At 68.3% G+C, this 24,990-nt stretch carries 25 protein-coding genes; 18 read left to right on the top strand and 7 right to left on the bottom strand.

Features of this window, described 5'->3' with window-relative positions; genetic code table 11:
• Positions 1–59 precede the first annotated feature (59 nt).
• Positions 60–845: a Bax inhibitor-1/YccA family protein gene (locus AncyloWKF20_RS14830; protein ID WP_267584700.1), complete on the top strand. Its 786-nt coding sequence runs from the start codon at positions 60–62 to the stop codon at positions 843–845.
• A gap of 81 nt (positions 846–926) precedes the next feature.
• On the opposite strand, the gene AncyloWKF20_RS14825 is transcribed toward AncyloWKF20_RS14830, so the two are convergent.
• Positions 927–1,193 carry a hypothetical protein gene (locus tag AncyloWKF20_RS14825; protein ID WP_279314788.1) on the bottom strand — a complete coding sequence of 89 codons (267 nt, stop codon included), beginning with the start codon at positions 1,191–1,193 and terminating at the stop codon, positions 927–929.
• A gap of 85 nt (positions 1,194–1,278) precedes the next feature.
• Positions 1,279–1,980, bottom strand: a complete 702-nt coding sequence (locus AncyloWKF20_RS14820) for a winged helix-turn-helix transcriptional regulator (protein ID WP_279314787.1) — start codon at positions 1,978–1,980, stop codon at positions 1,279–1,281.
• Positions 1,981–2,060: 80 nt separating this feature from the next.
• Between AncyloWKF20_RS14820 and AncyloWKF20_RS14815 the strand changes: the two genes are divergently transcribed.
• From AncyloWKF20_RS14815 to AncyloWKF20_RS14805, 3 genes are all read left to right on the top strand, one after another.
• On the top strand, positions 2,061–2,486 hold the full coding sequence (locus AncyloWKF20_RS14815) for a VOC family protein (RefSeq protein WP_279314786.1): 426 nt from the start codon (positions 2,061–2,063) through the stop codon (positions 2,484–2,486).
• Between the two features lie 31 nt (positions 2,487–2,517).
• A complete protein-coding gene (locus tag AncyloWKF20_RS14810) occupies positions 2,518–2,898 on the top strand; it encodes a DUF1428 domain-containing protein (RefSeq protein ID WP_279314785.1) in 381 nt (126 codons plus the stop codon).
• 157 nt (positions 2,899–3,055) lie between these two features.
• Positions 3,056–4,498, top strand: a complete 1,443-nt coding sequence (locus AncyloWKF20_RS14805) for an NAD-dependent succinate-semialdehyde dehydrogenase (protein WP_279314784.1) — start codon at positions 3,056–3,058, stop codon at positions 4,496–4,498.
• Positions 4,499–4,562: 64 nt separating this feature from the next.
• Here AncyloWKF20_RS14805 and AncyloWKF20_RS14800 read toward each other — a convergent pair whose 3' ends face one another.
• A complete protein-coding gene (locus AncyloWKF20_RS14800; RefSeq protein WP_279314783.1) occupies positions 4,563–5,213 on the bottom strand; it encodes a DsbA family protein in 651 nt (216 codons plus the stop codon).
• 25 nt (positions 5,214–5,238) lie between these two features.
• On the bottom strand, positions 5,239–5,991 hold the full coding sequence (gene rutR / locus AncyloWKF20_RS14795) for an HTH-type transcriptional regulator RutR (RefSeq protein ID WP_347710378.1): 753 nt from the start codon (positions 5,989–5,991) through the stop codon (positions 5,239–5,241).
• Positions 5,992–6,114: 123 nt separating this feature from the next.
• On the opposite strand from rutR, the gene AncyloWKF20_RS14790 reads away from it, so the two are divergent.
• Together AncyloWKF20_RS14790 and AncyloWKF20_RS14785 are read left to right on the top strand one after the other, a co-directional pair.
• On the top strand, positions 6,115–6,597 hold the full coding sequence (locus tag AncyloWKF20_RS14790) for a cytochrome b (RefSeq protein ID WP_279314782.1): 483 nt from the start codon (positions 6,115–6,117) through the stop codon (positions 6,595–6,597).
• A 14-nt stretch (positions 6,598–6,611) separates the two neighbouring features.
• Positions 6,612–7,613, top strand: a complete 1,002-nt coding sequence (locus AncyloWKF20_RS14785) for an esterase-like activity of phytase family protein (protein ID WP_279314781.1) — start codon at positions 6,612–6,614, stop codon at positions 7,611–7,613.
• A 15-nt stretch (positions 7,614–7,628) separates the two neighbouring features.
• Here AncyloWKF20_RS14785 and AncyloWKF20_RS14780 read toward each other — a convergent pair whose 3' ends face one another.
• A complete protein-coding gene (locus tag AncyloWKF20_RS14780; RefSeq protein ID WP_279317984.1) occupies positions 7,629–8,201 on the bottom strand; it encodes a queuosine precursor transporter in 573 nt (190 codons plus the stop codon).
• A 62-nt stretch (positions 8,202–8,263) separates the two neighbouring features.
• Positions 8,264–8,557 carry a 50S ribosomal protein L28 gene (gene rpmB, locus AncyloWKF20_RS14775; protein ID WP_267584710.1) on the bottom strand — a complete coding sequence of 98 codons (294 nt, stop codon included), beginning with the start codon at positions 8,555–8,557 and terminating at the stop codon, positions 8,264–8,266.
• Positions 8,558–8,850: 293 nt separating this feature from the next.
• Between rpmB and AncyloWKF20_RS14770 the strand changes: the two genes are divergently transcribed.
• The 12 genes from AncyloWKF20_RS14770 (at position 8,851) to AncyloWKF20_RS14715 (ending at position 24,257) form a co-directional block, all read left to right on the top strand.
• Entirely contained in the window at positions 8,851–9,693 is an 843-nt protein-coding gene (locus AncyloWKF20_RS14770; RefSeq protein ID WP_279314780.1) for a DUF3108 domain-containing protein, read from the top strand.
• 148 nt (positions 9,694–9,841) lie between these two features.
• Positions 9,842–13,195 carry a helicase-related protein gene (locus AncyloWKF20_RS14765; RefSeq protein ID WP_279314779.1) on the top strand — a complete coding sequence of 1,118 codons (3,354 nt, stop codon included), beginning with the start codon at positions 9,842–9,844 and terminating at the stop codon, positions 13,193–13,195.
• Between the two features lie 55 nt (positions 13,196–13,250).
• A complete protein-coding gene (locus AncyloWKF20_RS14760) occupies positions 13,251–13,919 on the top strand; it encodes a nicotinate-nucleotide adenylyltransferase (protein ID WP_279314778.1) in 669 nt (222 codons plus the stop codon).
• A gap of 95 nt (positions 13,920–14,014) precedes the next feature.
• Complete coding sequence (rsfS, locus tag AncyloWKF20_RS14755) at positions 14,015–14,452, top strand: ribosome silencing factor (RefSeq protein ID WP_267585615.1); 438 nt, start codon at positions 14,015–14,017, stop codon at positions 14,450–14,452.
• Between the two features lie 9 nt (positions 14,453–14,461).
• Positions 14,462–14,944 (top strand): 23S rRNA (pseudouridine(1915)-N(3))-methyltransferase RlmH, encoded by a 483-nt coding sequence (rlmH, locus tag AncyloWKF20_RS14750; protein WP_279314777.1) that lies wholly within the window; start codon positions 14,462–14,464, stop codon positions 14,942–14,944.
• A 144-nt stretch (positions 14,945–15,088) separates the two neighbouring features.
• Positions 15,089–16,426 carry a peptidoglycan DD-metalloendopeptidase family protein gene (locus AncyloWKF20_RS14745; protein ID WP_279314776.1) on the top strand — a complete coding sequence of 446 codons (1,338 nt, stop codon included), beginning with the start codon at positions 15,089–15,091 and terminating at the stop codon, positions 16,424–16,426.
• Positions 16,423–17,772: a S41 family peptidase gene (locus tag AncyloWKF20_RS14740; RefSeq protein WP_279314775.1), complete on the top strand. Its 1,350-nt coding sequence runs from the start codon at positions 16,423–16,425 to the stop codon at positions 17,770–17,772. Before AncyloWKF20_RS14745 ends, AncyloWKF20_RS14740 begins: the two co-directional genes overlap by 4 nt.
• A 148-nt stretch (positions 17,773–17,920) precedes the next feature.
• The gene (locus tag AncyloWKF20_RS14735; RefSeq protein WP_279314774.1) at positions 17,921–18,328 is read left to right on the top strand and encodes a hypothetical protein; all 408 of its coding nucleotides are present in this window, start codon (positions 17,921–17,923) and stop codon (positions 18,326–18,328) included.
• A 107-nt stretch (positions 18,329–18,435) separates the two neighbouring features.
• Complete coding sequence (locus tag AncyloWKF20_RS14730) at positions 18,436–18,945, top strand: RNA pyrophosphohydrolase (RefSeq protein ID WP_279317983.1); 510 nt, start codon at positions 18,436–18,438, stop codon at positions 18,943–18,945.
• A gap of 310 nt (positions 18,946–19,255) precedes the next feature.
• Positions 19,256–19,840: a TetR/AcrR family transcriptional regulator gene (locus AncyloWKF20_RS14725; RefSeq protein WP_279314773.1), complete on the top strand. Its 585-nt coding sequence runs from the start codon at positions 19,256–19,258 to the stop codon at positions 19,838–19,840.
• Positions 19,837–21,096: an efflux RND transporter periplasmic adaptor subunit gene (locus AncyloWKF20_RS14720; protein WP_279314772.1), complete on the top strand. Its 1,260-nt coding sequence runs from the start codon at positions 19,837–19,839 to the stop codon at positions 21,094–21,096. Before AncyloWKF20_RS14725 ends, AncyloWKF20_RS14720 begins: the two co-directional genes overlap by 4 nt.
• Positions 21,096–24,257: an efflux RND transporter permease subunit gene (locus AncyloWKF20_RS14715; RefSeq protein ID WP_279314771.1), complete on the top strand. Its 3,162-nt coding sequence runs from the start codon at positions 21,096–21,098 to the stop codon at positions 24,255–24,257. Before AncyloWKF20_RS14720 ends, AncyloWKF20_RS14715 begins: the two co-directional genes overlap by 1 nt.
• 50 nt (positions 24,258–24,307) lie before the next feature.
• Here the strand turns inward: AncyloWKF20_RS14715 and AncyloWKF20_RS14710 are convergent, their stop codons facing one another.
• A complete protein-coding gene (locus AncyloWKF20_RS14710; protein WP_279314770.1) occupies positions 24,308–24,988 on the bottom strand; it encodes an LON peptidase substrate-binding domain-containing protein in 681 nt (226 codons plus the stop codon).
• Positions 24,989–24,990: the final 2 nt, after the last annotated feature.

Genomic DNA, 24,990 nt, shown 5'->3' with positions numbered 1-24,990 from the left:
ACACTGCGTCAGGGCCGTCTCGGCACGCTGGCGCGCCACCGACGGGAGAGGATCCGACCATGTCCGACTACAACCGCAACGTCTCCGTGCCGCGCTTCGGGGCGACGGCGGCGCGGACGCAGGCCGAGATCGACCAGGGCCTGCGCGCCTATATGCTGCGCGTCTACAATTACATGACGCTCGGCCTCGCCATCACCGGTGCAGCGGCGCTGGGCATCTACATGCTCGCCGTCTCCGACGTGCCGACCGCCGCGGCCATCGCGCCGAACATCTACCTCACCGATCTCGGCGTCGCGCTGTTCCTCAGCCCGCTGCGCTGGGTGGTGATCTTCGCCCCGCTCGCGGCCATCCTGTTCCTGAACTTCCGGGTCGACCGGCTCAGCGTCGGCGCGGCACAGAGCATCTTCTGGCTCTATGCGGCGCTGGTCGGCGTCTCTCTGGCTTCGATCTTCCTCGTCTACACCCATGACAGCATCGTGCGGGTGTTCTTCATCACCGCGGCGGCGTTCGGTGCTCTGAGCCTCTATGGCTACAGCACCTCGCGCAGCCTCTCGGCGATGGGCTCCTTCCTGGTGATGGGCCTTTTCGGCCTGATCATCGCCATGGTGGTGAACATCTTCCTCGCCTCGTCGATGCTGCAGTTCGTCATCTCGGTGGCGGGCGTGCTGATCTTCGCCGGCCTGACCGCCTGGGACACGCAGCGCATCAAGGAAATGTACTTCGCCGGCGATGACGACGTGGTGGCCGGGCGCAAGGCGATCATGGGCGCGCTGACGCTCTATCTCGACTTCATCAACCTCTTCATCATGCTGCTCCAGCTCTTCGGCAACCGGAACAGCAACTGATCGCGGCGCTGCCGCCACATGCAAAAGCCCCGGTGCGAGCCGGGGCTTTTTTGTTGGGCGGTTAGCTGCGCGCTCGTCGGTTCACCAGCGCAGATTATCCTCCAGCCAGTAGTTCACCTCGCGAAAGCCCATGCCGCGATAGGGCTTGCGGGCCAGCACGATGTAGAGGCTGTCCTTGTCCTGCGTGAACTCGCGTAGCCGGTAGAACAGCGCCTCGTCCGTCTCCTCGGTCGTGACGGCGAAGGTCGTCGGCCCCAGTTGGGTCCACGACATCTGCCGGATCGCCTCGATCATCGCGGCGGTGTTCTCGGGCGCGGCAAGTTCGAACGACACGATGAAGACGGCCATGGCCCCTCCGGCAGGTGGTTGGTCTCATTCTACGATGCACGGCATATGCCAGATGGTGGCGGAATGCCGGCTCAACTCTGCAATCTCATACCGGTGGCCGCTCGGCCTTGGGCGGCAGCGGGAACAGCGTGACGAAGCGCGCCGCGACCGCCCTGTCGCCACGCAGGGCCAGCGCGCCGGCGGCTTCCAGCGTGTCGAGCGCCTGCCCGCCATAGATCGCCGCTGCCACCATCCGGGCGGCGCCGACAAACACCACGTCCGGCGTCTTGGCAGCGCCACGCTCGGCCTCGAACGCCCCGTCCCGGATGCGCAGGGTGAAGGTCTCGCCATCGAGTTCGAGCCCGATGATCGCGCGCATGTCGCCCGCCCGCGCGGGCGCGAACATGGTGCGCAGCGAGAGCAGCAGGGAGACCGCACCGAAGGGCAGGGTGGGGTCATGCGCCGGGGAGCGCGAGGCCCAGCGCCCGAGCACCTGCAGGATCGGCTCGGCCTCATAGCCCCACGGTGTGAGCTCATAGACCGGCACGGAATGGGGCGGGGGCAGGCGCGTATGGGTGAGGATGCCCGCCGCCTCCAGCGCTTCCAGCCGCTGGGTCAGAATGTTGGCGCTGATCCCCGGCAGGCCGGCCTTGATGTCACCGAACCGCTTCGGCCCCAGCATCAGCTCGCGCATGACGAGGAGCGACCAGCGCTCGCCGATCAGGTCGAGCGCATGGGCGGCGCCGCAGGCATCGTCGTACCGACGACGATTTTTGATGGATTCATCAGTTATTTTTGTTAACTCCACGGTTGCTATGACTAACCATGTCCTCTATTCCTGGTCAAGGACGTGCCCTTGCGGAAGCTTTTCAACTTCAGGAGGACGCCGTGCCCACGCTCATCTTCATCAACCTTCCCGTCCACGACCTCGACCGTGCCATCGCCTTTTACGAGGCCATCGGCGCGCGGAAGAACCCGCAGTTTTCCGATGATACCGCCGCCTGCATGGTTGTCTCGGATGTCATTCACCTGATGCTGCTCACGCACCCGAAATTCGCGCAGTTTTCCCCACGCCCCATCGCCGACAGCCATGCGACCACGAGCGCGCTGTTCGCGCTCACCGAAGAAAGCCGCGCCGGTGTCGACGCTGTCGTGGCTAAGGCTGCTGCCGGGGGCGGCAAGGCCGATCCGCGCGCGCCGCAGGATCTCGGCTTCATGTACTCGCGCAGCTTCGAGGATCCGGACGGGCATGTCTGGGAGCCCTTCTTCATGGATATGGCCGCGCTGCCCGCCGAGATGGCGCCGGCCTCCTGACCAATCCCACACATCACACCGAGGAAACGCTATGAGCACTACCAGCCCCGCTGTCGGCTATGTCGACGGCTTCCTGCTCGCCGTGCCCACCGCCAAAAAGGACGCTTACCGCCGGATGGCGGAGCAGGCGGCGCCGATCTTCTTCGATCATGGCGCGCTCTATCTGGCGGAAAACTGGGGCGACGATGTCCCGCACGGCCAGCTCACCGACTTCTACAGGGCGGTGAAGGCGGAGCCGGACGAGACGGTCGTCTTTTCCTGGGTGGTGTGGCCCTCGAAGGAAGCGCGGGACACGGGGATGAAGCGCTTCATGGAAGACCCGCGCCTCAAGGACATGACCGACATGCCCTTTGACGGCAAGCGCATGATCTTCGGCGGTTTCGCCCCGCTCCTGCATGAGGCGCGGCCGTGAGCTGACAGCGAGCACGCGCGCGGCCCGCCCGCGCGCGGCGCCTGAAGCTGCACAAGGCTTGTGATCACAAGGCCGATTGTCCGCCGGTCCCCGTGGCGCTAGATAGCCCTCAGGCGGGAGCGCCATGAGGGCGCTGCCGAACCGGAGGGCAAGACCCATGAACTGGGCGGATTTCAAGCGCGAGGCGAATTTCATCGATGGAGCGTGGGTGCCCGCCGATAGCGGCGCCACCATCGACGTCACCAACCCCGCGACCGGCGAGGTGATCGGCACCGTGCCGAATGCCGGCACGGCGGAGACGAAGCGCGCCATCGCCGCGGCCGACAAGGCCTTTGCGAGCTTCTCGCGCACCACGGCGGATGAGCGCGCCAAGATGCTGCGCAAGCTCTATGCCGCCATCATGGACAACCAGCGCGCGCTCGCCGAACTCCTCACCATCGAGCAGGGCAAGCCGCTGGCCGAGTCGATGGGCGAGGTCGGGATGTCCGCCGCCTATATCCTCTGGTTCTCGGAGGAAGCCCGCCGGGTCTATGGCGACACGATCCCCTCGCCCTGGGGCGACCGGCGCATCCTCGTCACCAAGCAGGCTGTCGGCGTGGTGGCGGCGATCACCCCGTGGAACTTCCCGTCCTCCATGCTTGCCCGCAAGATCGGCCCGGCGCTGGCGACCGGCTGCACCTCGGTGGTGAAGCCGGCGACGCAGACCCCCTATTCGGCGCTCGCCTGGGGCGTGCTGGCCGAGCAGGTCGGCTATCCCGCTGGCGTCGTCAACATTCTCACCGGCTCCGCCTCGCAGATCGGCGGCGAGATGACGTCGAGCCCGATCGTGCGCAAGATCACCTTCACCGGCTCGACCCCGGTCGGCAAGGTGCTGATGAAGCAGGCCGCCGACACGGTGAAGCGCGTCTCGATGGAACTGGGCGGCAATGCGCCCTTCCTCATTTTCGACGATGCCGATCTCGACAAGGCGGTGGAGGGGGCGCTCGCCTCCAAGTACCGCAACTCCGGCCAGACCTGCGTCTGCGCCAACCGCTTCTACGCCCAGGCCGGCATCTATGACGCCTTCGTCGAGAAGTTCGCCGCCGCCTCCGCCAAGCTCAAGGTCGGCTCCGGCCTGGAGGAAGGCGTGGTGCAGGGCCCGCTGATCGACGCCAAGGCGGTGGAGAAGACCGAGAGCTTCGTCGCCGATGCTGTGGCCAAGGGCGGCAAGGTCGTCACCGGCGGCGGGCGCCACGCGCTCGGCGGCCAGTTCTTCCAGCCGACCGTCATCGCCAACGCCACCTCGGAGATGAACTTCGCCCGCGACGAGATCTTCGGGCCCGTCGCGCCGGTGTTCCGCTTCGAGACCGAGGAGGAGGCGGTCCGCCTCGCCAACGATACCGAGTTCGGTCTCGCCTGCTATTTCTACACCCGCGACCTCTCCCGCGCCTTCCGCGTCACCGAGGCGCTGCGCTACGGGCAGGTGGGTGTGAATGCCGGCGTCATCACCACGGAAGTCGCGCCCTTCGGTGGCGTGAAGGAATCCGGCGTCGGCCGCGAGGGCTCGAAGTACGGCATCGAGGAATATCTCGACATGAAATATGTCTGCCTCGCCCTCTGAGGCCGGCTGACACAGCAAGGGCGCGCCACGGCGCGCCCTTTTTGTTTGTGGCGTTCGCCCCAGCCTATTTCGTCTTCGCGCGGGTGCGGGCGTCGTTCACCACGCTGGCGAAACCCTCATAGTCCAGCGCGGCGGCGACCTTGTAGGGGCCGACGAGATAGACCGGGGTGCCCGGAAGCTGCAGCGCCTCGGCCTGCTCATTGTTGCGCTTCAACAAGGCGCCGATGGCCTGGCCGTGCGCCTTGAGATCGGCGGAAAGGCGCTTGCGGTCGATGCCGGCCTTCTCCAGCAACGCCGGGAGGCGGTCCGTATCGCCGCGCAGGGACGCGGTCATCAGAGTCTCGTGCGCGCGCTCATAGCGGCCTTGATATTTGGCGGCGAGGGCATATTGCGCGGCGACGACCGAGCTTTCCGAAAGGATCGGCCAATCCTTGTAGACGAGGCGCACATGGCCGTCGTCGGCCACCAGCTTGGCCAGCGCCGGTGCGGCCTTGCGGCAATAGCCGCAATTATAGTCGAAGAAGGTGACGATGGTGACGTCGCCCTTCGGGTTGCCGCCCACCGGCACCTCGGGGTCGAACAGCAGCGCATCGACATCCAGCGTCTTGGTGGAAAGCACGCCGCTGCTCACGAAGGGCGCGGCGAACAGCGTGCCGAGCGTGGCCAGGGCTCCCGAACGCAGGAGCTGGCGGCGGTGCAGTGGCCGGGACGGCATGGCGGCTCCCTGGAGCTTCCCGATATCAGCCGCCCGTTCGCACGCGCACGCCATCGAGAATGATGCGTTGTATGTTGCGTGCAGCCTCCTCCGCAAAGGCCTCGTCGTCCAGCCCCGTATTGAGCAGCGCGTCGATCTGCACCGCGAAGTCCGCATAATGCTGCGTGGTCGCCCAGATGGAGAAGATCAGATGGTGGGGGTCGACCGGGGCGAGCCGTCCTGCCGCGGTCCAGGCGCGGATCACCTCGGCCTTGGCGTCGACCAGCTCCTTGAGCGAGGTCTCCAGCTCTCGGCGCAGCAGCGGGGCGCCCTGCACGATCTCGAAACAGAACAGCCGCGAGGCTTCCGGATGCGTGCGCGAGAACAGGATCTTGCGGCGTATGTACTCGCCGATGCCGGCCACCGGGTCGCTGTCGAGATCGAGGCTGCGCAACGGATCGAGCCACTGGTCGAGCAGACGGCTCAGCGCGGCGACATAGACCTCGTCCTTGGAGCCGAAATAGTAGAACAGGTTGGTCTTCGACACCTGCGCCTGTTCGGCGATCTGCTCCACCGTCGTGCCGTGCAGGCCGTGCCGGGAGAACAGCATCAGCGCCGCGTCGAGGATGGCCGTGCGCTTGGCCTCGATGCGCTTGCGCCGGCGCGGGGTGCGCGGCTCGGCCGAGCGTGAGCTGCGGCGCACCGGGCGGGCGGGCTCTGGCGCCTCCGGGGCAGGGGCGGTGGTATCGTCGGTGCGGAGCGGCGTCGGCGCGCGCAGTGATCGAGTGGCGCCTGCCAAACCTGCCTCCCTATGCATCATGCCTGAAACGGGTCATCGCCGACCATGTCCGTCTGACATGGCACGGAAATCCTTCGCATCGCAATATGGCGCCGGAGCGTCACCCCCGATTCGGATGCCGAGATGCCGATTGCTGCCACCTATGATCGCGTTGCCCGCCTGCTGCACTGGACGGTCGCGGTCCTCATCCTCGTGCAGTTCGCCACCGGCTGGAGCTGGGGCTTTTTCGAACGGGGAACGGACTCGCGCTTCTATCTGTTCCGGCTGCATCTGTTCTCGGGCTATGCGGTGCTTGGGCTGGTCGTGCTGCGCATCGTCTGGAGATTGACGCACCCGGCGCCGCCACTGCCCACCGGTATGCCGCGCTGGCAGCACATCCTCGCCCATGCCACCCATGGCGTTCTCTACCTCGCCATCCTCATCCAGCCGATCCTCGGGGCGGTGACCACCACCGCCTTCGGCAAGGGCCTCGGCATTGGGCGCATCCATGTGGCGCTCGCCTATGGCATCGCGGCGTTGGTGGTTGTGCATATCGGCGCCGCGCTGTGGCACCATTTCGTGCGGCGTGACGGGCTGATCCTGCGCATGCTGCCGGCGCGACGCTGAGGATGGGGACGAGGATGCTTTATTCAGCGGGTGTTTCACGCGCGGTGATTACCGGGCTTCTGCTCCTCTGGGCCGGTGGCGCGCAGGCCCAGGTCGCCCCCATCGAGGTGAACGCCACGCCAATCCCCGTCGACCGTTTCGAGCCCGGCGGGGCGCGCCGCTTCGGCCCGCTGGAGTTTCGCGGCGGGCTGGTGCTCTCCTCACCCTCGGCGAATTTCGGCGGTATTTCCGGGCTGGTCGTCCAGCCCGACGGGGCGGATTTCCGCGCGATCACCGACAAGGGCATGTGGCTCGCCGGGCGTATCGAAGCGGAGGGCGACCGGCCGACCGGCATCAGCGGCGCGCAAATGGCGCCGATGCTGGCCGCCAAGGACCGCTCCTTCGCCCGCGACAAGCGCGGCGACGTGGAATCGCTCGCCCGCACGCCGACGGGCTATGTCGTCGGGATCGAGCGGCGGCAGGAGGTCTGGAGCTTCCCCGCCGGACCGCTGACCGCGCCTGGCAAGCGGCTCATCGCCGATCCGGCCCTCATGGCCCTCGGCAATAATGAAGGCCCCGAGGCGCTGCTGGCGCCGCCGGGCGCCACGCCGGCGCCCATCATCGTCATCGGGGAGCAGAGTCCGTCCGATCCTGCCGTGCTGCCGGGCTTCCTGTTCGATCCGGCCGCCAAGCCGGCGTTGATCGGGCGTTTCACCATCACGCGCGTCGACGAATTCTCCGCCACCGACGCGGCGATCTCCGATGATGGGCAGGTCTATCTGCTGGAGCGGCGCTATGATGCGCTGCGCGGCGTCGCCCTGAGGCTGCGGCGCTTTCCGCTGGCGGAGATCCGTGAGGGCGCGGTCATCACCGGCCAGACGCTGCTGCAGGCCAACCGCGCGGCGTCCATCGACAATATGGAAGCCATCGCCCTGCACCGCAACGCGGCGGGCGAACTGATCATCACGCTGATGTCGGACGACAATTTCTCGCCGCTCCAGCGCACGCTGCTGCTGCGCTTCGCGGTCGTCGAATAGGGGCGGGAAGAGAGCTCAGCGGGCGAGGGTGCCGCGAACCTGCGGGCCGTTCCAGGGCTTGAGCCAGCCCATCAGCGCGCCATAGGGGATGAGCGCGAGCAGCGCGCAGCCGACCTTCACGAGGAAGTCGAAGAAGGCGAGGCCGACCCAGAGCGGGACGGTGATGCCGGTGGTGGCATAGGTCACCGGGCCGGACATATCGACATCGCCCGCGAAGGCGAGCGAGAAGAACAGTACCGTGTCGATGGCCGAGCCGAGCAGGCTGCCGGCGAGCGGGGCGTGCCACCAGGAGAGGCGACGCAGGCGGTTGAACACGCCGATGTCGAGAAGCTGGCCGACCAGGAAGGCCGAGCCCGAGGCCAGCGCGATGCGCGGCGTCGCCAGCCAGATCGACAGCACGACCGCCAGCGCAAAACCGGCATAGACCACCTGCCGCGCCACGGCTGGGCCGAAGCGGCGATTGGTCAGGTCATTGACGAGGAAGGCGAGCGGATACGTAAAAGCACCCCAGGTGAGCACCTCGGCGAGGCCGAGATACTCCACGGGGTGCTGAACCAGCACATTCGAGGCCGCCACCACCGCCATCATGGCGGCGACGGGGATGGCGAGGCGCGTGGCCGCAACCTCAGTGCCGGCGATCTTCATCGCACTCAGGCCGCGGCGGCGACCGAGGCCTTGGCCACGGCGCGCTTCAGCTCGGCAGCCTTCGGCGACAGCTCGTCGATCGAAGCCTTGGCGAGGAACGCATCGAGGCCGCCGCGATGATCGACAGTCTTGAGAGCGTTGGCACTCACGCGCAGCTTGACCGAACGCTTCAGCACGTCGCTGGTGAGCGTCACGTTCACCAGGTTCGGGAGAAACCGGCGACGGGTCTTGCGGTTAGAGTGGCTCACGAGATTGCCGGTCAGAACCGCCTTCCCGGTAAGTTCGCACCGACGGGACATCGTGGACTTCCTTAAGTTCGCAGCCGCTGCGCCGCAGGCTATGACAAAAGCCTGACGATCCCGCATACGGCATCGGTGAATTAGAGGTGCGCTCCTATAAGGAAGCCCCCCGGCGCCGTCAAGGCCGGCCTGCCGGTTAAGCCGGATGGAGCGCTCGCACGGGTCGCGCGTGCCGCGTTCGTGAGCGGGCGAGTCACAGTTCCGCCGCCTTCCGCCGCCATCCGAATCCGGGATAAATGACAGTCTGGCGCGATCGGTGACGATTCGCCCTGTGTTTCGGGATCCGTGTCTTCATGCATCGCTTTGGCCTCACGGCGCTTCTCGCGCTCGCCGGTTCCGGCGTGGCGGCATCCGCTCACGCGGATGGGCGTCTAGAGGCGCGTTACACGCTGTCCCTGGCAGGGTTGGAACTCGGCAAGGCGGCGTTGCTGCTGGAAGTCGATGAGCGGTCCTACACGGCGTCGGGCAGCGCTCGGCTGACCGGCATGGCGCAAGCCGTCTCGTCGGGCAAAGGTACGGCGGGCGCGCGCGGGGCTATCGCGCGGGGCGAACTGGAGCCGCGCGCTTTCGCCATGGAAGCCGAATCCGACCGCAAGGCCGAGGCGATCCGCCTCGTCATGAGCCGCGATACCGTCACCGAGATGCGCGTCGAGCCGCCGGTCACGGAGTCGCCCGACCGCGTGCCGGTGACCGACAAGGACAAGAAGGGCATTCTCGACCCGATGTCCGCCGCCCTCATCATGGTGCCCGGCGGCGATGACGCACTGTCTGAAAAGGCCTGCGACCGCGTGCTGTCGATCTTTGACGGGCGCCAGCGTTACGACCTCCAGCTCTCCTATGAGAGGATGGAGGATGTGAAGGCGGAGAAGGGCGGCTATGCCGGCCCGAGCGTCGTCTGCCGCATCGCCTATCGCCCGGTCGCCGGCCACAAGCCGAACCGCGCCGGCGTCAAATACATGATGAACAACAAGGAAATGTTCGTCTGGCTGGCGCCGATCGCCGGCACGCGGATGCTCGTGCCGTTCCGCGCCAGCGTGAACACCGCCATCGGTGTCGCGCAGATCCAGGCGGAAAGCTTCGTCAGCGAGCCGATGGTCGGCCGGGGCGCCAAGCCGACCCGCGCGCAGGTTCCCTGAGCCTCTGGCGGGGCGCCTGTCCAGCGCCCATGTTCCGGGTGCGGATGGTCGCGCGGCATTGTGACTGCCGCTGCGCGAGGCGTGTCGCTCATCCTTCCGGCCTCGTGCTACAAGGGCCCTCCCGCCGGCCCGACGGACAACAAGCCCCATGAACATCGCCCCGCCGGGCAAGGCCCCTTACCCCCGCATCCAGGCGCTGCCGCCCTCGCTGCGCGCGCGGGGCGTGACCGCCGTGCTCGGCCCGACCAATACCGGCAAGACCAGCCTCGCCATCGAGCGGATGCTCGGCCATTCCTCCGGCCTCATCGGCCTGCCGCTGCGCCTGCTCGCCCGCGAGGTCTATCAGCGCCTGGTCGAGCGCGCTGGCGAAGGGCAGGTGGCGCTCATCACCGGCGAGGAGCGCATCAAGCCGGCCAATCCGCGCTTCTGGGTGTCCACCGTCGAGGCGATGCCGCGCGATCTCGACGTCGCCTTCGTCGCGCTGGACGAAATCCAGATTTCCGCCGATCTCGACCGTGGCCATGTCTTCACCGACCGCCTGCTGAACCGGCGCGGGCGGGAGGAGACGCTGCTGCTCGGCGCCGCCACCATGCGCCCGCTGGTGGAGAAGCTGCTGCCGGGCGTGAATATTCTGGTGCGCCCGCGCCTCTCCCAGCTCACCTTCGCCGGCGAGAAGAAGCTGACGCGTCTGCCGCGCCGCTCGGCCATCGTCGCCTTCTCGGCGGACGAGGTCTACGCCATCGCCGAGCTGATCCGCCGCCAGCGCGGCGGGGCGGCGGTGGTGCTCGGCGCGCTCTCCCCGCGCACCCGCAACGCGCAGGTCGAGCTCTACCAGAATGGCGATGTCGATTATCTCGTCGCCACCGACGCGATCGGCATGGGCCTGAACCTCAATGTCGATCACGTCGCCTTCGCCGGCAATGTGAAATATGACGGCTGGCAGTTCCGTCGGCTCAATCCCGGCGAGATCGCCCAGATCGCCGGCCGGGCCGGGCGCGCCCAGCGCGACGGCACTTTCGGCACCACCGGGCGCTGCGAGCCCTTCGATGCCGAGCTGGTAGAACGGCTGGAGGCCCATGCCTTCGAGCCCCACCGCGTTCTGCAGTGGCGCAACAGCGCGCTCGATTTCGGCTCCATCGAGGCTTTGCACCGCTCGCTGAGCGTGGTGCCGCGCGAGGAGGGGCTCACCCGCGCGCCCACCGCCGAGGATGTGCTGGTTCTGGAGGCGATGGCCCGCGATCCCGCCATTCGCCGCCACGCGCAGGGCGCGAACGCGGTCGAAAGGCTGTGGGAGGCCTGCCAGTTGCCGGACTACCGGAAGGTATCTCCGGCCTCCCATTCCGACCTTGTCTCGACCGTCTATGACGATCTGATGCGCCTCGGACGCATCTCGACGGACTGGTTCGCGAAACAAGTGGCCTTGGCGGACCGGACGGAAGGTGACATAGACACGCTGTCGGGGCGCATTGCGCAGGTTCGTACCTGGACCTTCGCGGCAAACCGGCCGGACTGGCTCGACGACCCGGACCATTGGCGGGGTGTCACACGGCGTGTGGAAGATAGGCTTTCCGATGCGCTTCACGAACGGTTGGCCCACCGTTTCGTGGATCGACGGACCAGCGTGCTGATGCGGCGCCTGCGAGAGAATGCGATGCTCGAAACTGAAATCACCAAGACCGGCGACGTCATTGTGGAAGGCCATGTGATCGGCCATCTGCTCGGCTTCCAGTTCGCAGCCGATGCGTCGGCCGGTGGGCCCGAGGCGAAAGCCCTGCGCTCCACCGCCCAGAAGGCGCTTTCCGGCGAGATCGAGGCACGCGCGGCGAAGCTCGCGGAGGCGGCGGACGATGCGTTCGTGCTCTCCGCCGACGGCACGCTGCGCTGGATCGGCGATCCGGTCGCCAAACTGATCCCCGGCGAGGAGGTGCTGACGCCGCGCCTCAAGATCATTGCCGACGAGCATCTGACCGGCCCCGCGCGCGATGCGGTGCAGGCGCGCCTCGATTTGTGGCTCAAGTCGCATATCGAGAAGCTGCTCGGCCCGCTGCTGGCGCTCGGCAAGGCCGAGGACATCACCGGCATCGGCCGTGGCATCGCCTTCCAGCTCGTCGAGTCGCTCGGCGTGCTGGAGCGCCACAAGGTCGCCGAGGAAATGAAGAGCCTCGCGCAGGAGGCTCGCGCGGTGCTGCGCGGCCATGGCGTGCGCTTCGGCGCCCATCACATCTATCTGCCGGCGCTGCTGAAGCCGGCGCCGCGTGCGCTGGCCGCCCAGCTCTGGGCGCTCAAGCATGGCGGTCTGCAGCAGAAGGGGCTGGACGAGCTCCCGCACCTCGCCGCCTCGGGCCGCACCTCGATCCCGGTCGATCCGGAGATCCAGAAGGGTCTCTACCGCGCTGTCGGCTTCCGCGTGGCGGGCGAGCGGGCGGTGCGCGTCGATATTCTCGAGCGTCTTGCCGATCTCATCCGCCCGGCGCTCGCCTGGCGGCCGGGGGCTTCCGGCGAGAAGCCGGCCGGCGCCTTTGACGGCTCGGGCTTCCTCGCGACCGTTGCCATGACGTCTCTGGCCGGCTGCGCGGGCGAGGATTTCGCCTCGATCCTGCGCTCGCTCGGCTACCGCATGGAGCGCCGCCCCGCCCCGGTCGAGGCGGCGCCCGTCGAGGCTGCTCCGGTCGAGCCGGTTGCGGTCGAGGTGGCGTCGCACACGTCCGAGGCGCCCGCTGAGGTGCCGGTTGGCACCGATGTCGCCTTCGACCAGACGGTCGAGCCCGCGCTGGAACCGGAGGCCGTCGCCGAGGCGCTTGCCCCCGTTGCCGCCGAGCCGGCCGAGATCACCGCCGATGTCACCGCCGTCAGCGGCGAGGTCTTCACCGATCCGGTGTTCGACCAGACCGTCGAGCCGGCTCTGGAGGCGTCCGCCGAGACCGATGGTGAGACGCCGGCGGAAGCCTCGGCCGAGCCTGTCGCGGCTGATGTCGCTGCCGAAGCGCCGGCCGAGCCGGCTATGATCGAGATCTGGCGTCCCGGCCGTCCGCCGGGGCAGAATCGTCCGGGCCATCGCGGTAAGGGCGGCCCCGCCCGCTCGGGCCGCGGCGAGGCTCAGGCGGGTGCGTCGGCCGGCGCGGCGACTCCTGCTCGCGAGGGCGAGGCTGGCCGTGGCGAGGGTGGGCGTCGTCCGTTCCGCGACGACCGCCGTCCCGAGGCGCGCCCCCCGCGTCCCGAGGGCGCGGAAGCCCCGCGTTCCGGCCGTCCGCCGCGCCGTGATGAGAATCGCGGCGAGCGCGGGGAAGGCCGGCGTGACGAGCGTCCCGGCGCTGGCCGTGGGCCGCGCCCGCAGGGCGAGCGTTTCGGTGGCCGGCAGGACCAGCGGTCGGATGCCCGGCAGGAGCCGCGCCACGAGCCCCGCCAGGATGCGCGTCGCGACAAGCCGGTCGATCCCGATTCGCCCTTCGCCAAGCTGCTCGCGCTCAAGGCGCGCATGGAGGCGGAGAAGAATGGCGGCTGACCCCGTCGCCTTCCGCCGCTGAGCGGAGGGCGGTGCCATCGGCACGGATGCAGCCATGCCGACCACAGGGCCGGCGCCGCTCGCGGCCACGACCCGTATTCCCCCGCTCACGCCGGGGATGCGGATCGGGCTTTACGGCGGCAGCTTCAACCCGCCTCATGCCGCCCATCGCGCGGTGAGCCTCCTGGCGCTGAAGCGCCTGCGGCTCGACCGGGTGTGGTGGCTGGTGACGCCGGGAAATCCGCTGAAGGACAATCACGGCCTGCCCCCGCTCGATGAGCGTCTGGCGCAGGCGCGGTCCATGGCGGATCACCCGGCTCTCATCCCCACCGGGCTGGAGGCGGGGCTCGGCACCCGCTTCACCTATGACACGGTGGCCACGCTGGTGCGGCGCTATCCGCAGGTGCGGTTCGTGTGGCTGATGGGGGCGGACAATCTCACCTCCTTCCATCGCTGGCAGCGCTGGAAGGATCTGGCGGAGCTGCTGCCCATCGCGGTGATCGACCGTGCGGGCTGCTCGCTCAAGGCCACCGCCTCGCCGGCGGCGGGCGCGCTCGGGCGCTTCCGCATCAATGAGGCGGAAGCGGCCACACTGGCGGATCGGGCGGCACCCGCCTGGGTCTTCCTGCATGGTTTGAAGTCGCCCTTGTCCTCCACCGCGCTGCGGCGGCAGGGCCTGGGAAGCGCCAGCGGCGGTCCGACGGCCGCGCTGGTTGAAAAATGAGCCCTTTGAGACTATTTTAAGCCGGCATTAACGGCGTGGAGGTCTGCGCCGTGTCCGTTGCCGAATTGACGAGAGGATCCGGACCCCTGTCCATCATGGCGCTCTCAGCAGCCGCCTCCAGCCCGGCGACTGCGCCCGTCTCCGAACCGCGTTACGACGCCGAGGAGATTCTTGCCCTGGCCCTGGCCCGTCTTGACGACGACAAGGCCGAGGATATCGTTTCCATTGAACTGCGCGGCAAGACCACCATCGCCGACTATATGGTGGTGGCGTCCGGCCGTTCCCAGCGCCATGTCGGCGCCATCGCCGATCACCTTGTCGAGGCGCTCAAGGAGCGCGGCGTCAAGGGCATCCGGGTCGAGGGCATGCCGTCCTGCGACTGGGTGCTGATCGATGCGAACGATATCATCGTCCATGTCTTCCAGCCGGAAGTCCGCGGCTTCTACAACATCGAGAAGATGTGGTCGGGCGCCCACCCGGGCGGCGCGACCAAGGGTGTGGCCGCGGCCCTGCCCAGCACGCCGCACGGCTGAGCGGCGCGCGTGCGACTGGTGATCGTTGCCGTGGGCCGGCTCAAGGCCGGTCCCGAGCGGGAGCTGTGCGCGCGCTACATTGACCGGACCGCAAAGGGCGGGCGTGCGCTCGGCCTGTCGGGCCCGGATGTGCTTGAGATCAGCGAAAGCCAGGCCCGCCGTCCCGAGGACCGCATGGCCGAGGAGGGCGCCGGCATCATCGGCGCGCTCGCGGCTGAGACGGCGGTGATGGGGCTCGACCCGCGCGGGGCCGAACTTTCCAGCGAACAGCTCGCCGCCGATATCGCCGCCTTGCGCGATCGCGGGGTGCGTGCGCTGTCCTTCCTGATTGGCGGCGCGGACGGGCTGAGCCCGGCGGCGCGGGGGCGGGCCGACCGCCTCATCGCTTTCGGACGAGCGACGTTCCCACACCAGCTTGTTCGCGTCATGATGGCCGAGCAGCTTTACCGCGCCACCACCATCCTCGCCGGCCACCCCTACCACAAGGCATGAAGCGGGAGGACGGCAGCCCGGTGATGCGGCGGTAACGCAACATTAACCACGCGCACGTTCCCTCAGCCGATGCCCGAGAGACGCCGACTCACTTACCCGTCCCCCGCCGCCTCCACCGGGTGCGGTGCGCATGGACGCGTCTTGATGGATGGCTGGCTGAAGCGGGGCGTCGCGCTGTCGCTTGCGCTCACCCTTGCCGTGCCGCTCGGTGCTCCGGCGATTGTCGTCCCGGCGCTCGCCCAGACGGCGGATGCGCCATCCTCCCCGGACGCGCCGGACACGTCGGCCGATCCGCGCCAGCGGATGGAGCAGCTCGACACCGACATCAAGGGCAGCGCCGCCGAGCAGGAGCGCCTCGCCACCGAGATCGCCGCGATCAAGGGTGACCGGGCCAAGCTCAACAGCGCGCTGATCGACACCGCGCTCAAGGTACGCGACGTGGAGGGAAAACTCGACGCCAGCGAGCAGCGCCTCATCCAGCTCGGCCGCGAGGCGGACGACATCCGCGAATCGCTGGACGCCCGGCGCGACACGCTGGCCGATGTGCTCGGCGGTCTCTCCCGGCTCGGCCAGCGTCCGCCACCGGCGCTGCTGGTGCGCCCGGATGACGCGCTGCAATCGGTCCGCTCGGCCATTCTGCTCGGCGCGGTGCTGCCGGAATTGAAGGCCGAGACGGAATTACTGGCCAGCGAACTCGCCGCGCAGGAGCGCGTGCGGCAGGAAACCGCCCGCGAGCGGGACGCTCTCGCAGAATTGAAGGTCTCGCTGGCGGAGGAGCGCCGGCGCACGGCGGCGCTGGTGGATGAGCGCCAGGCCTCGCTGGAAGCGGGCGAGGCGGCGCTGCGTTCGGAGCAGCAGCGCGCCGCCGCCCTCGCCGCCGAGGCCGGCAATGTGCGCGAGCTGGTCGACCGCGTGGAGAAGGAAATCGCTGCCGCGCGCAAGGCGGCTGACGCGGCGAAAGCTGCGCCGACCGAGACGAATCAAGGCCCGGCGGCCCGGCTCGCGGCGCTGCAGAACCCCGCGCGGCTCTCGCCAGGCATCCCGTTCGATACGGCCAAGGGCCTGCTGCCGCTGCCGGCGGGCGGAGCGATTCTCAAGGCGTTCGGCACCGAGGACGGCTATGGTGGGCAGGAGAAGGGCATCTCCTTCGGCACCCGCGTGGAGGCGCAAGTCTCGGCTCCGGCGGATGGCTGGGTGGTCTATGCGGGCCCTTTCCGCTCTTATGGGCAACTCTTGATCATCAATGCCGGCGGCGGATACCATATTCTTCTGGCGGGAATGGATAAGATAACCGTGGGTCTGGGACAGTTCGTCCTCTCGGGCGAACCGGTGGCGGTAATGGGTCAAGGACCGCAGCTTGTGTCATCGGTCGGCCTTGGAACCGCCCAACCCATTCTCTATGTCGAGTTCCGCAAGGATGGTAACTCGATCGATCCAACGCCCTGGTGGGCGACGAGCGAGAGCGAAAAGGCACGCGGATGATGCGTAAGACGTCAGTATTTCTGTTTGGCGCGGCGGTCGGCGCGCTGGTCGCCGTCGGCGCGTCGCAGCCGCGGCTTCTTCTCTCGCCGACGCAGGCGATGGCCGCGGCCTCCGACACCTACCGGCAGCTCAACCTGTTCGGTGACGTGTTCGAGCGCGTGCGTGCCGACTATGTCGAGAAGCCCGACGATGCCAAGCTCGTCGAGGCGGCCATCAATGGCATGCTGTCCTCGCTGGACCCGCACTCCACCTATATGGACGCGAAGGAATTTCGCGACATGCAGGTGCAGACGCGCGGCCAGTTCGGCGGTCTCGGCATCGAGGTCACCATGGAAGACGGCCTCGTGAAGGTCGTCACCCCGATCGACGACACCCCGGCGGCCAAGGCTGGCGTGCAGGCGGGCGATCTCATCGTCAAGCTCGACGATGACGAGGTGAAGGGCATGACCCTGCAGCAGGCGGTCGACAAGATGCGCGGCGCTGTGGCCACCCCGATCCGGCTCACCATCGTCCGCAAGGGTCAGGACAAGCCGCTCGAGCTGACGCTGACCCGCGACATCATCAACATCAAGTCGGTGCGTTCGCGCGTCGAGGATGGTGACATCGGCTATATCCGCATCACCTCCTTCAGCGAGCAGACCGGCGAGGGCCTCAAGAAGGCGATCGAGGATCTGACCAAGCAGATCGGCGAGGACAAGCTCAAGGGCTTCATTCTCGACCTGCGCAACAATCCCGGCGGCCTGCTCGACCAGGCGATCGACGTCTCCGACGCCTTCCTCGATCGCGGCGAGATCGTCTCCACCCGCGGCCGCAATGCCGACGAGACCGAGCGGCGCAACGCGCGTCCGGGCGATCTCGCCAAGGGCAAGCCGGTGATCGTGCTGGTCAATGGTGGCTCGGCCTCGGCTTCCGAAATTGTCGCCGGCGCACTGCAGGATCACAAGCGCGCCACCATCCTCGGCTCGCTCTCCTTCGGCAAGGGCTCGGTGCAGACCGTCATCCCGGTGTCGGGCAATGCCGCGATCAAGCTGACCACGGCGCGCTACTACACGCCGTCGGGCCGCTCGATCCAGGCCAAGGGCATCTCGCCGGATATCGAGCTGGTTCAGGACGTTCCCCAGGACGTCAAGGAGAAGGCCGAGGCGGCGGGCGTCGAGACCACGCGCGGCGAGGCCTCGCTCAAGGGTCACCTGAAGAATGGCGAGGACGAGAAGACCGGCTCGCCGGCCTATGTCCCGCCGGATCCGAAGGACGATACCCAGCTCAAGCTGGCCATCGACCTGATGCATGGCGTGCAGAAGAACGCGGCCTACCCGGCCGACCCGAAGGCCGCGGTCCCGAACTGACCGTCGCCTACAGCGCCCAATGAACCGGGTGTGACATCACGGCAACAGCCCCGCTCTTTCGCGAGAGCGGGGCTTTGTTTTTTCCGGCGCCGCGCCGCGCGCCTTTTTCCGCCCCGATCCCGCCAAGGTCCGGGCCGAGAAGATTCGCATGCGTATCGAACCGCTTCGGCCTTCCGGCCATGACACGATCGATGAGGCGCCGCTGGGCCGCGATGCCGGCCAGGACAGCGCCCGCAACATGGCGGCTTTTGCCATTGTGGGTCTCGCCTGCGTGGCGGTGATCGCCGTCGGCGTCAGTTGTTACGCCTGGAACGGCCACGAGCCGGTCTGGTCCTTCCATGACGCGCCGGATATGGGCAGCTTCGCCCCGCAAGGCGTGGCGGTGGACCAGCCCATGCTGCGCCCGAGCCTGTCGGCGGGCGATCCCCGCATCACCGTCTATGACGCCGCGACCGGCCGCAGCGAGACGCTCGGCGGCGATGAACTCGATACCGCCGACGCTGCCCATGTCACCGGCGTCGTTCCGAGTACCGAGCCGGCCTCGCTCACCCGCTGAGCGTTTACCTAACCGCAAGTCAGATGCCGCCGCTGTCTTAACGGTGAGGGTGCGGCTCGCCTATGATGGCGGCACGTACCGCCCGCGCCTCCAGCCCCGGCTTGTTCATGATCCCCTTCGAGCAGCTTCCCTACCGCCCCTGCGTCGGCATCGTCCTGGTCAACCGGGAGGGACTGGTGTTCCTCGGCCAGCGGACCGGCGGGGCCGAGCATGTCGACGCGCATCATTCCTGGCAGATGCCGCAGGGCGGCATCGATGAGGGCGAGAGCCCGGCCGAGGCGGCGCTGCGCGAGCTCTATGAGGAGACCAATGTCTCCTCCGTCGAGCCGCTTGCCGAGGCGCCGGACTGGTTCGCCTATGACCTGCCCGAGCCGATCGCCCGCGAGGCCTGGAAGGGACGCTACCGCGGCCAGACACAGAAATGGATCGCCCTGCGCTTCACCGGCGAGGACAGCGAGATCGACGTCCGCCGGCCAGGCGGCGGGAAGCACAAGCCGGAATTCCTCGGCTGGCGCTGGGAACGGCTGGAGAATACGCCGCAGCTCATCATTCCCTTCAAGCGGCCGGTCTATGACCGGGTGGTGAGCACCTTCCAGCCCCTGCTGGCCGGCGTCTGAGCCTTAAAGCCGAGCCTGCCGGACGGCCCATCGCGTCGCGCCGGCGGAGCCTTCTCAGAATGCGAACGAACGTTCGTTCTTGACTCCTGCCGTGACGTCGCCCTAGATGCGAACGAACGTTCGCTCTTGATCGGATACTTGCATGACCGCAGCCCCTGTCCGGGCCCCGTCCGCCAAGCCGTCTCGGGTCAGGCTCCCACGGGCCACGCCTCCCGTTGCCCCCGCCAAGCCGGCCCCCTCCGAGCCGGTCTCTGCCAAGCCAGCGTCTGCAAAGTCGGCGTCTGCCCGTCGGCCGGACCCGCGCCGGCGCGTGCTCGATGCCGCCATCATCTGCTTCACCCGCTCCGGCTTCCACGGCACCTCGATGCAGCAGATCTGCGCCGAGGCCGCGATGAGCCCCGGCGGGCTCTACCGCTATTTCCCGTCCAAGGAATCCATCATCCTCGCCATCATCGAGGAGGAGAGCGCGGCCCGGGCCACGCTGATCGACGTGCTGGAAACCGCCCCAAGCTTCGTGGAGGGCATTGCCCGCATGGGCGCGGCGCTGTTCTCCCGCGAGGCGCCGGCGGTCTGCCTCGAACTCGGCCCGGAAATCTATGCCGAGACCGCGCGCAATCCCGCGCTCAAGCCGACCTTTGATGCGGTCGAGACCGAGATGAACGAGGCCATTCTGCGCTGCTTCCGCGCGGCGCAGGCCAAGGGCGAGGTCGATCCCGACCTTGATGCCGACACGGTCATGCTGCTGCTCGGAGCCATTGGCGATGGACTCGTGCTGCGCAACCGCTTCGATCCCGACGCGCCGCTCGACCGTATGATGCCCGGAATTGCCCAATTGATTGGCCGTATGCTCGCGCCGCGCGCCGTGCCGACACTCGCCATGGATGAGACCCCATGACTGCCGAACGATCCTCTGTCAGCGGGCGCGTCGCGCTCGCCCTCACCATGACCGCGGTGGTGGTCGGCGTCGCCGGCTATGCCTTCCGCGACCGCGTCGCCGCCGGGCTGGGCATCAGCGAGCCGGCGCAGGCCGAAATCGTGACGCCCGAACCCGCCAAGGTCGCCGGCATCACCATCTCCGTCGTCCCCGTCGCGTCCCGCGAGGTCGTCGAGACGTTGTCCGTCACCGGCACGCTGGTCGCCCGCGAGGAGATCATGGTCGGGCCGGAGATCGACGGGCTGCGGATCGAGGACATCCTCGTCGAGGAAGGCGATCGGGTGGAGAAGGGGCAGGTTCTTGCCCGCCTTTCGCGCGACACGCTGGAGACGCTGTTGGCGCAGAACGCGGCCAATGCCGCCCGCGCCCGCGCCGCCATCGCCCAGCAGAAGGCGCAGCTTCAGCAGGCCCTCGCCCAGCAGACCGAGGCGGATGCGGCGGTGGAGCGTGCGCGCACCCTCATCAAGACCGGCGCCACTTCGCAGGAGGTGCTGGACCAGCGCGAGCGCGCGGCCAAGGTCGCCGCCGCGCAGGTCACCGCCAATGAGGAAGCCGTCGTTGCCGCCGAGGCTGATGTCGCGCAGATCGCCGCCAATCGCGACGAGCTCGCGGTGCGCCTTGCCCGCACCGACATCAAGGCGCCGGAGGCCGGCATCGTCTCCTCCCGCGCCGCGCGCATCGGCGCCATCGTGCTCTCCGCCAATACCGAACCGCTGTTCCGCATCGTGAAGGACGGGGCCATCGACCTCGATGCCGAGGTGCCGGAATCCGCCCTGCCGCGCGTGCGCGTCGGCCTGCCCGTCGCCGTGACGCCGGCCGGCTTCACGGCCCCGCTGGAGGGCAAGGTGCGCCTTGTCGGCGCCAAGGTCGACAACGCCACGCGCCTTGCCCGCGTCGCCGTGGCGCTGCCTTTTGACGAGCGGCTGCGGCCGGGTGCCTATGGGCGCGGCCTGATTGAACTCGCCCGCCATGAGGGCCTCGCCTTGCCGCAATCGGCCGTGCAGTTCGGCCCCGAGGGCGCGCAGATCCAGGTGGTCGAGAACGGCACGGTCAGCCTGCGCAAGGTCAAGACCGGCCTCAAGGGCGACGGCTATGTCGAAATCCTCGATGGCGTGAAGGAAGGCGAGAGCGTGGTCGCCCGCGCCGGCGGCTTCCTGCGCGACGGCGATCTGGTCACGCCGGTGCCGCTCGCCACGGCGGCTAAGGGAAGTTCGTGATGGCGCTGAACATCTCCGCCTGGGCGATCCGCAAGCCGGTCCCCTCCATCGTCCTGTTCGTGGTGCTGACCGCGATCGGCCTGTTCACCTTCGACCGGCTGCCGATCACGCGCATGCCGAATATCGACGTTCCCATTGTCTCGGTGGTGGTCACCCAGCCGGGCGCCGCGCCGAGCGAGCTGGAAACGCAGGTCACCAAGCGCGTCGAAACGGCGGTCGCCGGCGTGCAGGGGGTGAAGCACATCACCTCCTCCATCACCGAAGGCTCGTCCATCACCACGGTGGAGTTCCAGCTGGAGACGCAGGTCGACCGCGCGGTGAACGACGTGCGCGACGCGGTGACCAATATCCGCTCCGACCTGCCGCAGGACATCGAGGAGCCGCTGATCCAGCGCATTGATGTCGAGGGCATGGCCATTGTCACCTATGCCGCCTCCGCCCCGTCCATGACGCCCGAGGAACTCTCCTGGTTCGTCGATGACACGGTCATTCGCGCGCTTCAGGGCGTGCGCGGCGTGGCGCAGGTGAAGCGCGAGGGAGGCGTCGACCGCGAGATCCGAATCTCGCTCGACCCCGACCGGCTGGCCGCGCTCGGCGTCACCGCCGCCGACGTGAACCGCCAGCTTGCCGCCACCAATGTGGACCTTGCCGGCGGCCGCGGCGAGATCGGCACGCAGGAGCAGTCCGTCCGCACGCTGGGCGGGGCCACCACGGTCGAGGAACTGGCCCAGACCCGTATTTCCCTGCCTGGCGGGCGGCATGTGCGCCTCGCCGATCTCGGCACCGTCACCGATGGCGCGGCCGAGCCGCGCATCTTCGCCCGGCTGGACGGCAAGCCGGTGGTCGCCTTCGGCATCTACCGCGCCAAGGGCTTCTCCGACGTCGTTGTCGCCGACCGCGTGGCGGAAGACCTGAAGAAGCTCGAGGCGGCGCATCCTGACGTGCGCATCACCCTCATCGACTCCACCGTGAAGTACACGCAGGCGGATTATGAATCGGCCATGCACACGCTGATCGAGGGCGCCATCCTCGCCATCATCGTGGTCATGCTGTTCCTGCGCGACTGGCGTGCCACCATCGTCTCGGCGCTCGCCATCCCGCTCTCCATCCTGCCGACCTTCTGGGTGATGGACCTGCTCGGCTTCTCGCTGAACGGGGTGAGCCTGCTCGCGGTGACGCTGGTCACCGGCATTCTCGTCGACGACGCCATCGTCGAGATCGAGAACATCGTGCGCCATATGCGCATGGGCAAATCCGCCTATCGCGCCTCCATCGAGGCGGCGGACGAGATCGGCCTCGCCGTGGTGGCGACCACGCTCACCATCGTCGCGGTGTTCCTGCCCGTCAGCTTCATGGGCGGCATTGCCGGCCAGTATTTCCGCCAGTTCGGCATCACCGTCGCGGTCGCCGTGCTGTTCTCGCTTCTGGTGGCGCGCCTGCTCACCCCGATGCTCGCGGCTTATTTCATGCGCGACACCGGCCACCGGGAGAAGCCGGACAGCGCGCTGATGCGCGGTTACGTCCGCCTGCTGCACGCCTCCATCCGCCACCGCTTCGTCACCGTGGCGGCGGGCATCCTGCTGTTCATCGGCTCGATGTGGCTCTCCACCCTGCTGCCCTCGGGCTTCATCCCCAATTCCGACGTGTCGCGCTCGGTTCTGTCGGTCGAATTGCCGCCCGGCGCGACGCTCGCCTCGACGCAGCAGGTGGTGGACGAGATCTCCGACGAGATGAAGGCGCAGCCCGAGGTGACCAGCGTCTTCGCCACGGCCGGCTCCGGCTCCACCGACGGGCCGGCCAACGGTTCGGGCGAGGTGCGCAAGGCGACGCTCATCATCAATCTCGTGCCGCGCGCCGACCGGAAGCTGACGCAGAAGCAGTTCGAGACGCAGATGCAGGCCAAAATCGCCCGCATCCCGGATCTGCGCTTCAGCTTCGGTTCCTCCGGCGGCGCCGGGCCCGGCCAGCGCGAATTCACCGTCATCGTCTCCGGCTCGGATGGCGCGGCGGTGGAGAAGGCAGCGCTAGAGCTGGAGCGCGAGATCCGCGCCGATGTGAAGGGCCTGACCAATGTCGTCAGCACGGCGGCGCTGGACCGGCCGGAGCTGCGGGTGATGCCGAAGCTTGCCGAGGCCGCCGAGCTCGGCGTCTCCGTCGCCGACATCGCGCAGACCGTGCGCATCGCCACCATTGGCGACGTGTCGCAGAACCTCGCCAAATTCTCCGCCGGCGACCGGCAGGTGCCGATCCGCGTGCAGCTCGACGAGGCGGCGCGGGCGGACCTCTCGACCTTCGAGACGCTGAAGGTGCGTACCGCCGCCGGCGCCTCTGTGCCGCTCTCGGCGGTGGCCGACATCTCCTTCGGCACCGGCCCGACCAGCCTCGACCGTTATGACCGCGCCCGCCGCGTCGCCATCGAGGGCGACCTTGCCGGCACGACGCAGCTCGGCGAGGCGCTGGCGGAGGTCTACGCCCTGCCGGCGGCGAAGAACCTGCCGGCGGGCGTCACGCTCAAGGAGAGCGGTGACGCGGAGATCATGGGCGAGGTGTTCGGCGGCTTTGCCACCGCCATGGGCGCCGGCGTGATGATGGTGCTGGCGGTGCTGGTGCTGCTCTTCGCCAATGTGCTCCAGCCGATCACCATCCTCATTGCCCTGCCGCTTTCGGTGGGCGGCGCCTTCATCGCTCTGCTCATCACCGGCAACGCGATGACGCTGCCTGTGGTCATCGGCTTCCTCATGCTGATGGGCATCGTGACCAAGAACGCCATTCTGCTGGTCGATTTCGCCATTGAGGCCGTCCATTCGGGCACGGACCGCACCACGGCGCTGATCGAGGCGGGCCGCAAGCGCGCCCAGCCCATCGTCATGACCACCATCGCCATGGCGGCGGGCATGGTGCCTTCGGCGCTCGGGCTCGGGGAGGGCGGCTCTTTCCGCTCGCCCATGGCGATCGCGGTGATCGGCGGTCTGCTGGCCTCGACCGCGCTGTCGCTGGTCTTCGTGCCGGCCGTGTTCACGCTGATGGACGATCTCGGCCATGTCTTTGGCCGGGTGTTTGGCCGCTTCGTCGGCGCGCGCGACGAGCCTGATGAGCACGCGACCCCAGCGGCGCTGCCGACGGTGCATGTCATGCCGCGCCCACCCATGGCGGCGGAGTGAGGTAAGGCAGGTCTCCCGGCGCCGTGCGCGCCGGGGGCATCTTGATCGGATTACTGAAGCGAGTTGTCGCCGTCGCCGCCGGCGGTGCGGGCCATCGCCATCTGGGTGACGGCGATCAGCATCTCCGCCCGATTGGCGAGCGTCGCCGCCTCCAGAAGGGCCTGCTTCTCGCGCGGGCCGAAGGGCGACATCATGGCGAGCGCGTTCACCAGCGCCTCGTTCGGCGCGTCCTTGATGCTCTCCCAGTCGGCCTCGAGCTGGTTGGCGTCGAGATACTCGGCGAGCGTGCGCAGCAGCGCGCCGCGATCCACCGCGTCGCCCCCGGCACCCGGCTTGAAATCGTCGGCGAAGGTGGCGAAATCCACCTCGCCCTGGCGGAACGGAGTGTCCGCCTCGATCTCCGCCAGCAGGCGGAAGCGCGCGATGCCGGAGAGGTTGAGGATGTAGCGCCCGTCGCCGCTCTCGGCGATCTCGGTGATGCGGCCGACGCAGCCAATGCTGGCGAGCGCCGCCCCGCCGGCCATCGGCCGGCCGGTCGGGTCAAAAGCGGGCTGGATCATGCCGATCAGCCGGCTTCCCGCCAGCGCCGCGTCCACCATGGCCACATAGCGCGGCTCGAAGATGTTGAGCGGAAGCTGGCAGCGCGGCAGCAGCAGCGCCCCTTCCAGCGGAAAGAGCGGGATGATGCGCGGCAGCTCCTCGGGGCCGCCATAAGGCTTGTTGATCGCCATCG

The sequence above is a fragment of the Ancylobacter sp. WKF20 genome, from assembly GCF_029760895.1.
Classification (GTDB): domain Bacteria; phylum Pseudomonadota; class Alphaproteobacteria; order Rhizobiales; family Xanthobacteraceae; genus Ancylobacter.
This window is presented reverse-complemented; position numbering and strand designations above follow the sequence as displayed.

Coding starts and splice junctions, on each gene's coding strand:
- AncyloWKF20_RS14745 (WP_279314776.1), top strand. CDS start 15,089: ATGGATGGCTGGCTGAAGCGGGGCGTCGCGCTGTCGCTTGCGCTCACC.
- AncyloWKF20_RS14785 (WP_279314781.1), top strand. CDS start 6,612: ATGCTTTATTCAGCGGGTGTTTCACGCGCGGTGATTACCGGGCTTCTG.
- AncyloWKF20_RS14800 (WP_279314783.1), bottom strand. CDS start 5,213: ATGCCGTCCCGGCCACTGCACCGCCGCCAGCTCCTGCGTTCGGGAGCC.
- AncyloWKF20_RS14810 (WP_279314785.1), top strand. CDS start 2,518: ATGAGCACTACCAGCCCCGCTGTCGGCTATGTCGACGGCTTCCTGCTC.
- AncyloWKF20_RS14740 (WP_279314775.1), top strand. CDS start 16,423: ATGATGCGTAAGACGTCAGTATTTCTGTTTGGCGCGGCGGTCGGCGCG.
- AncyloWKF20_RS14730 (WP_279317983.1), top strand. CDS start 18,436: ATGATCCCCTTCGAGCAGCTTCCCTACCGCCCCTGCGTCGGCATCGTC.
- AncyloWKF20_RS14790 (WP_279314782.1), top strand. CDS start 6,115: ATGCCGATTGCTGCCACCTATGATCGCGTTGCCCGCCTGCTGCACTGG.
- AncyloWKF20_RS14825 (WP_279314788.1), bottom strand. CDS start 1,193: ATGGCCGTCTTCATCGTGTCGTTCGAACTTGCCGCGCCCGAGAACACC.
- AncyloWKF20_RS14715 (WP_279314771.1), top strand. CDS start 21,096: ATGGCGCTGAACATCTCCGCCTGGGCGATCCGCAAGCCGGTCCCCTCC.
- AncyloWKF20_RS14735 (WP_279314774.1), top strand. CDS start 17,921: ATGCGTATCGAACCGCTTCGGCCTTCCGGCCATGACACGATCGATGAG.
- AncyloWKF20_RS14720 (WP_279314772.1), top strand. CDS start 19,837: ATGACTGCCGAACGATCCTCTGTCAGCGGGCGCGTCGCGCTCGCCCTC.
- AncyloWKF20_RS14805 (WP_279314784.1), top strand. CDS start 3,056: ATGAACTGGGCGGATTTCAAGCGCGAGGCGAATTTCATCGATGGAGCG.
- rsfS (WP_267585615.1), top strand. CDS start 14,015: ATGGCGCTCTCAGCAGCCGCCTCCAGCCCGGCGACTGCGCCCGTCTCC.
- AncyloWKF20_RS14830 (WP_267584700.1), top strand. CDS start 60: ATGTCCGACTACAACCGCAACGTCTCCGTGCCGCGCTTCGGGGCGACG.
- rpmB (WP_267584710.1), bottom strand. CDS start 8,557: ATGTCCCGTCGGTGCGAACTTACCGGGAAGGCGGTTCTGACCGGCAAT.
- AncyloWKF20_RS14710 (WP_279314770.1), bottom strand. CDS start 24,988: ATGGCGATCAACAAGCCTTATGGCGGCCCCGAGGAGCTGCCGCGCATC.
- AncyloWKF20_RS14765 (WP_279314779.1), top strand. CDS start 9,842: ATGAACATCGCCCCGCCGGGCAAGGCCCCTTACCCCCGCATCCAGGCG.
- AncyloWKF20_RS14770 (WP_279314780.1), top strand. CDS start 8,851: ATGCATCGCTTTGGCCTCACGGCGCTTCTCGCGCTCGCCGGTTCCGGC.
- AncyloWKF20_RS14760 (WP_279314778.1), top strand. CDS start 13,251: ATGCCGACCACAGGGCCGGCGCCGCTCGCGGCCACGACCCGTATTCCC.
- AncyloWKF20_RS14780 (WP_279317984.1), bottom strand. CDS start 8,201: ATGATGGCGGTGGTGGCGGCCTCGAATGTGCTGGTTCAGCACCCCGTG.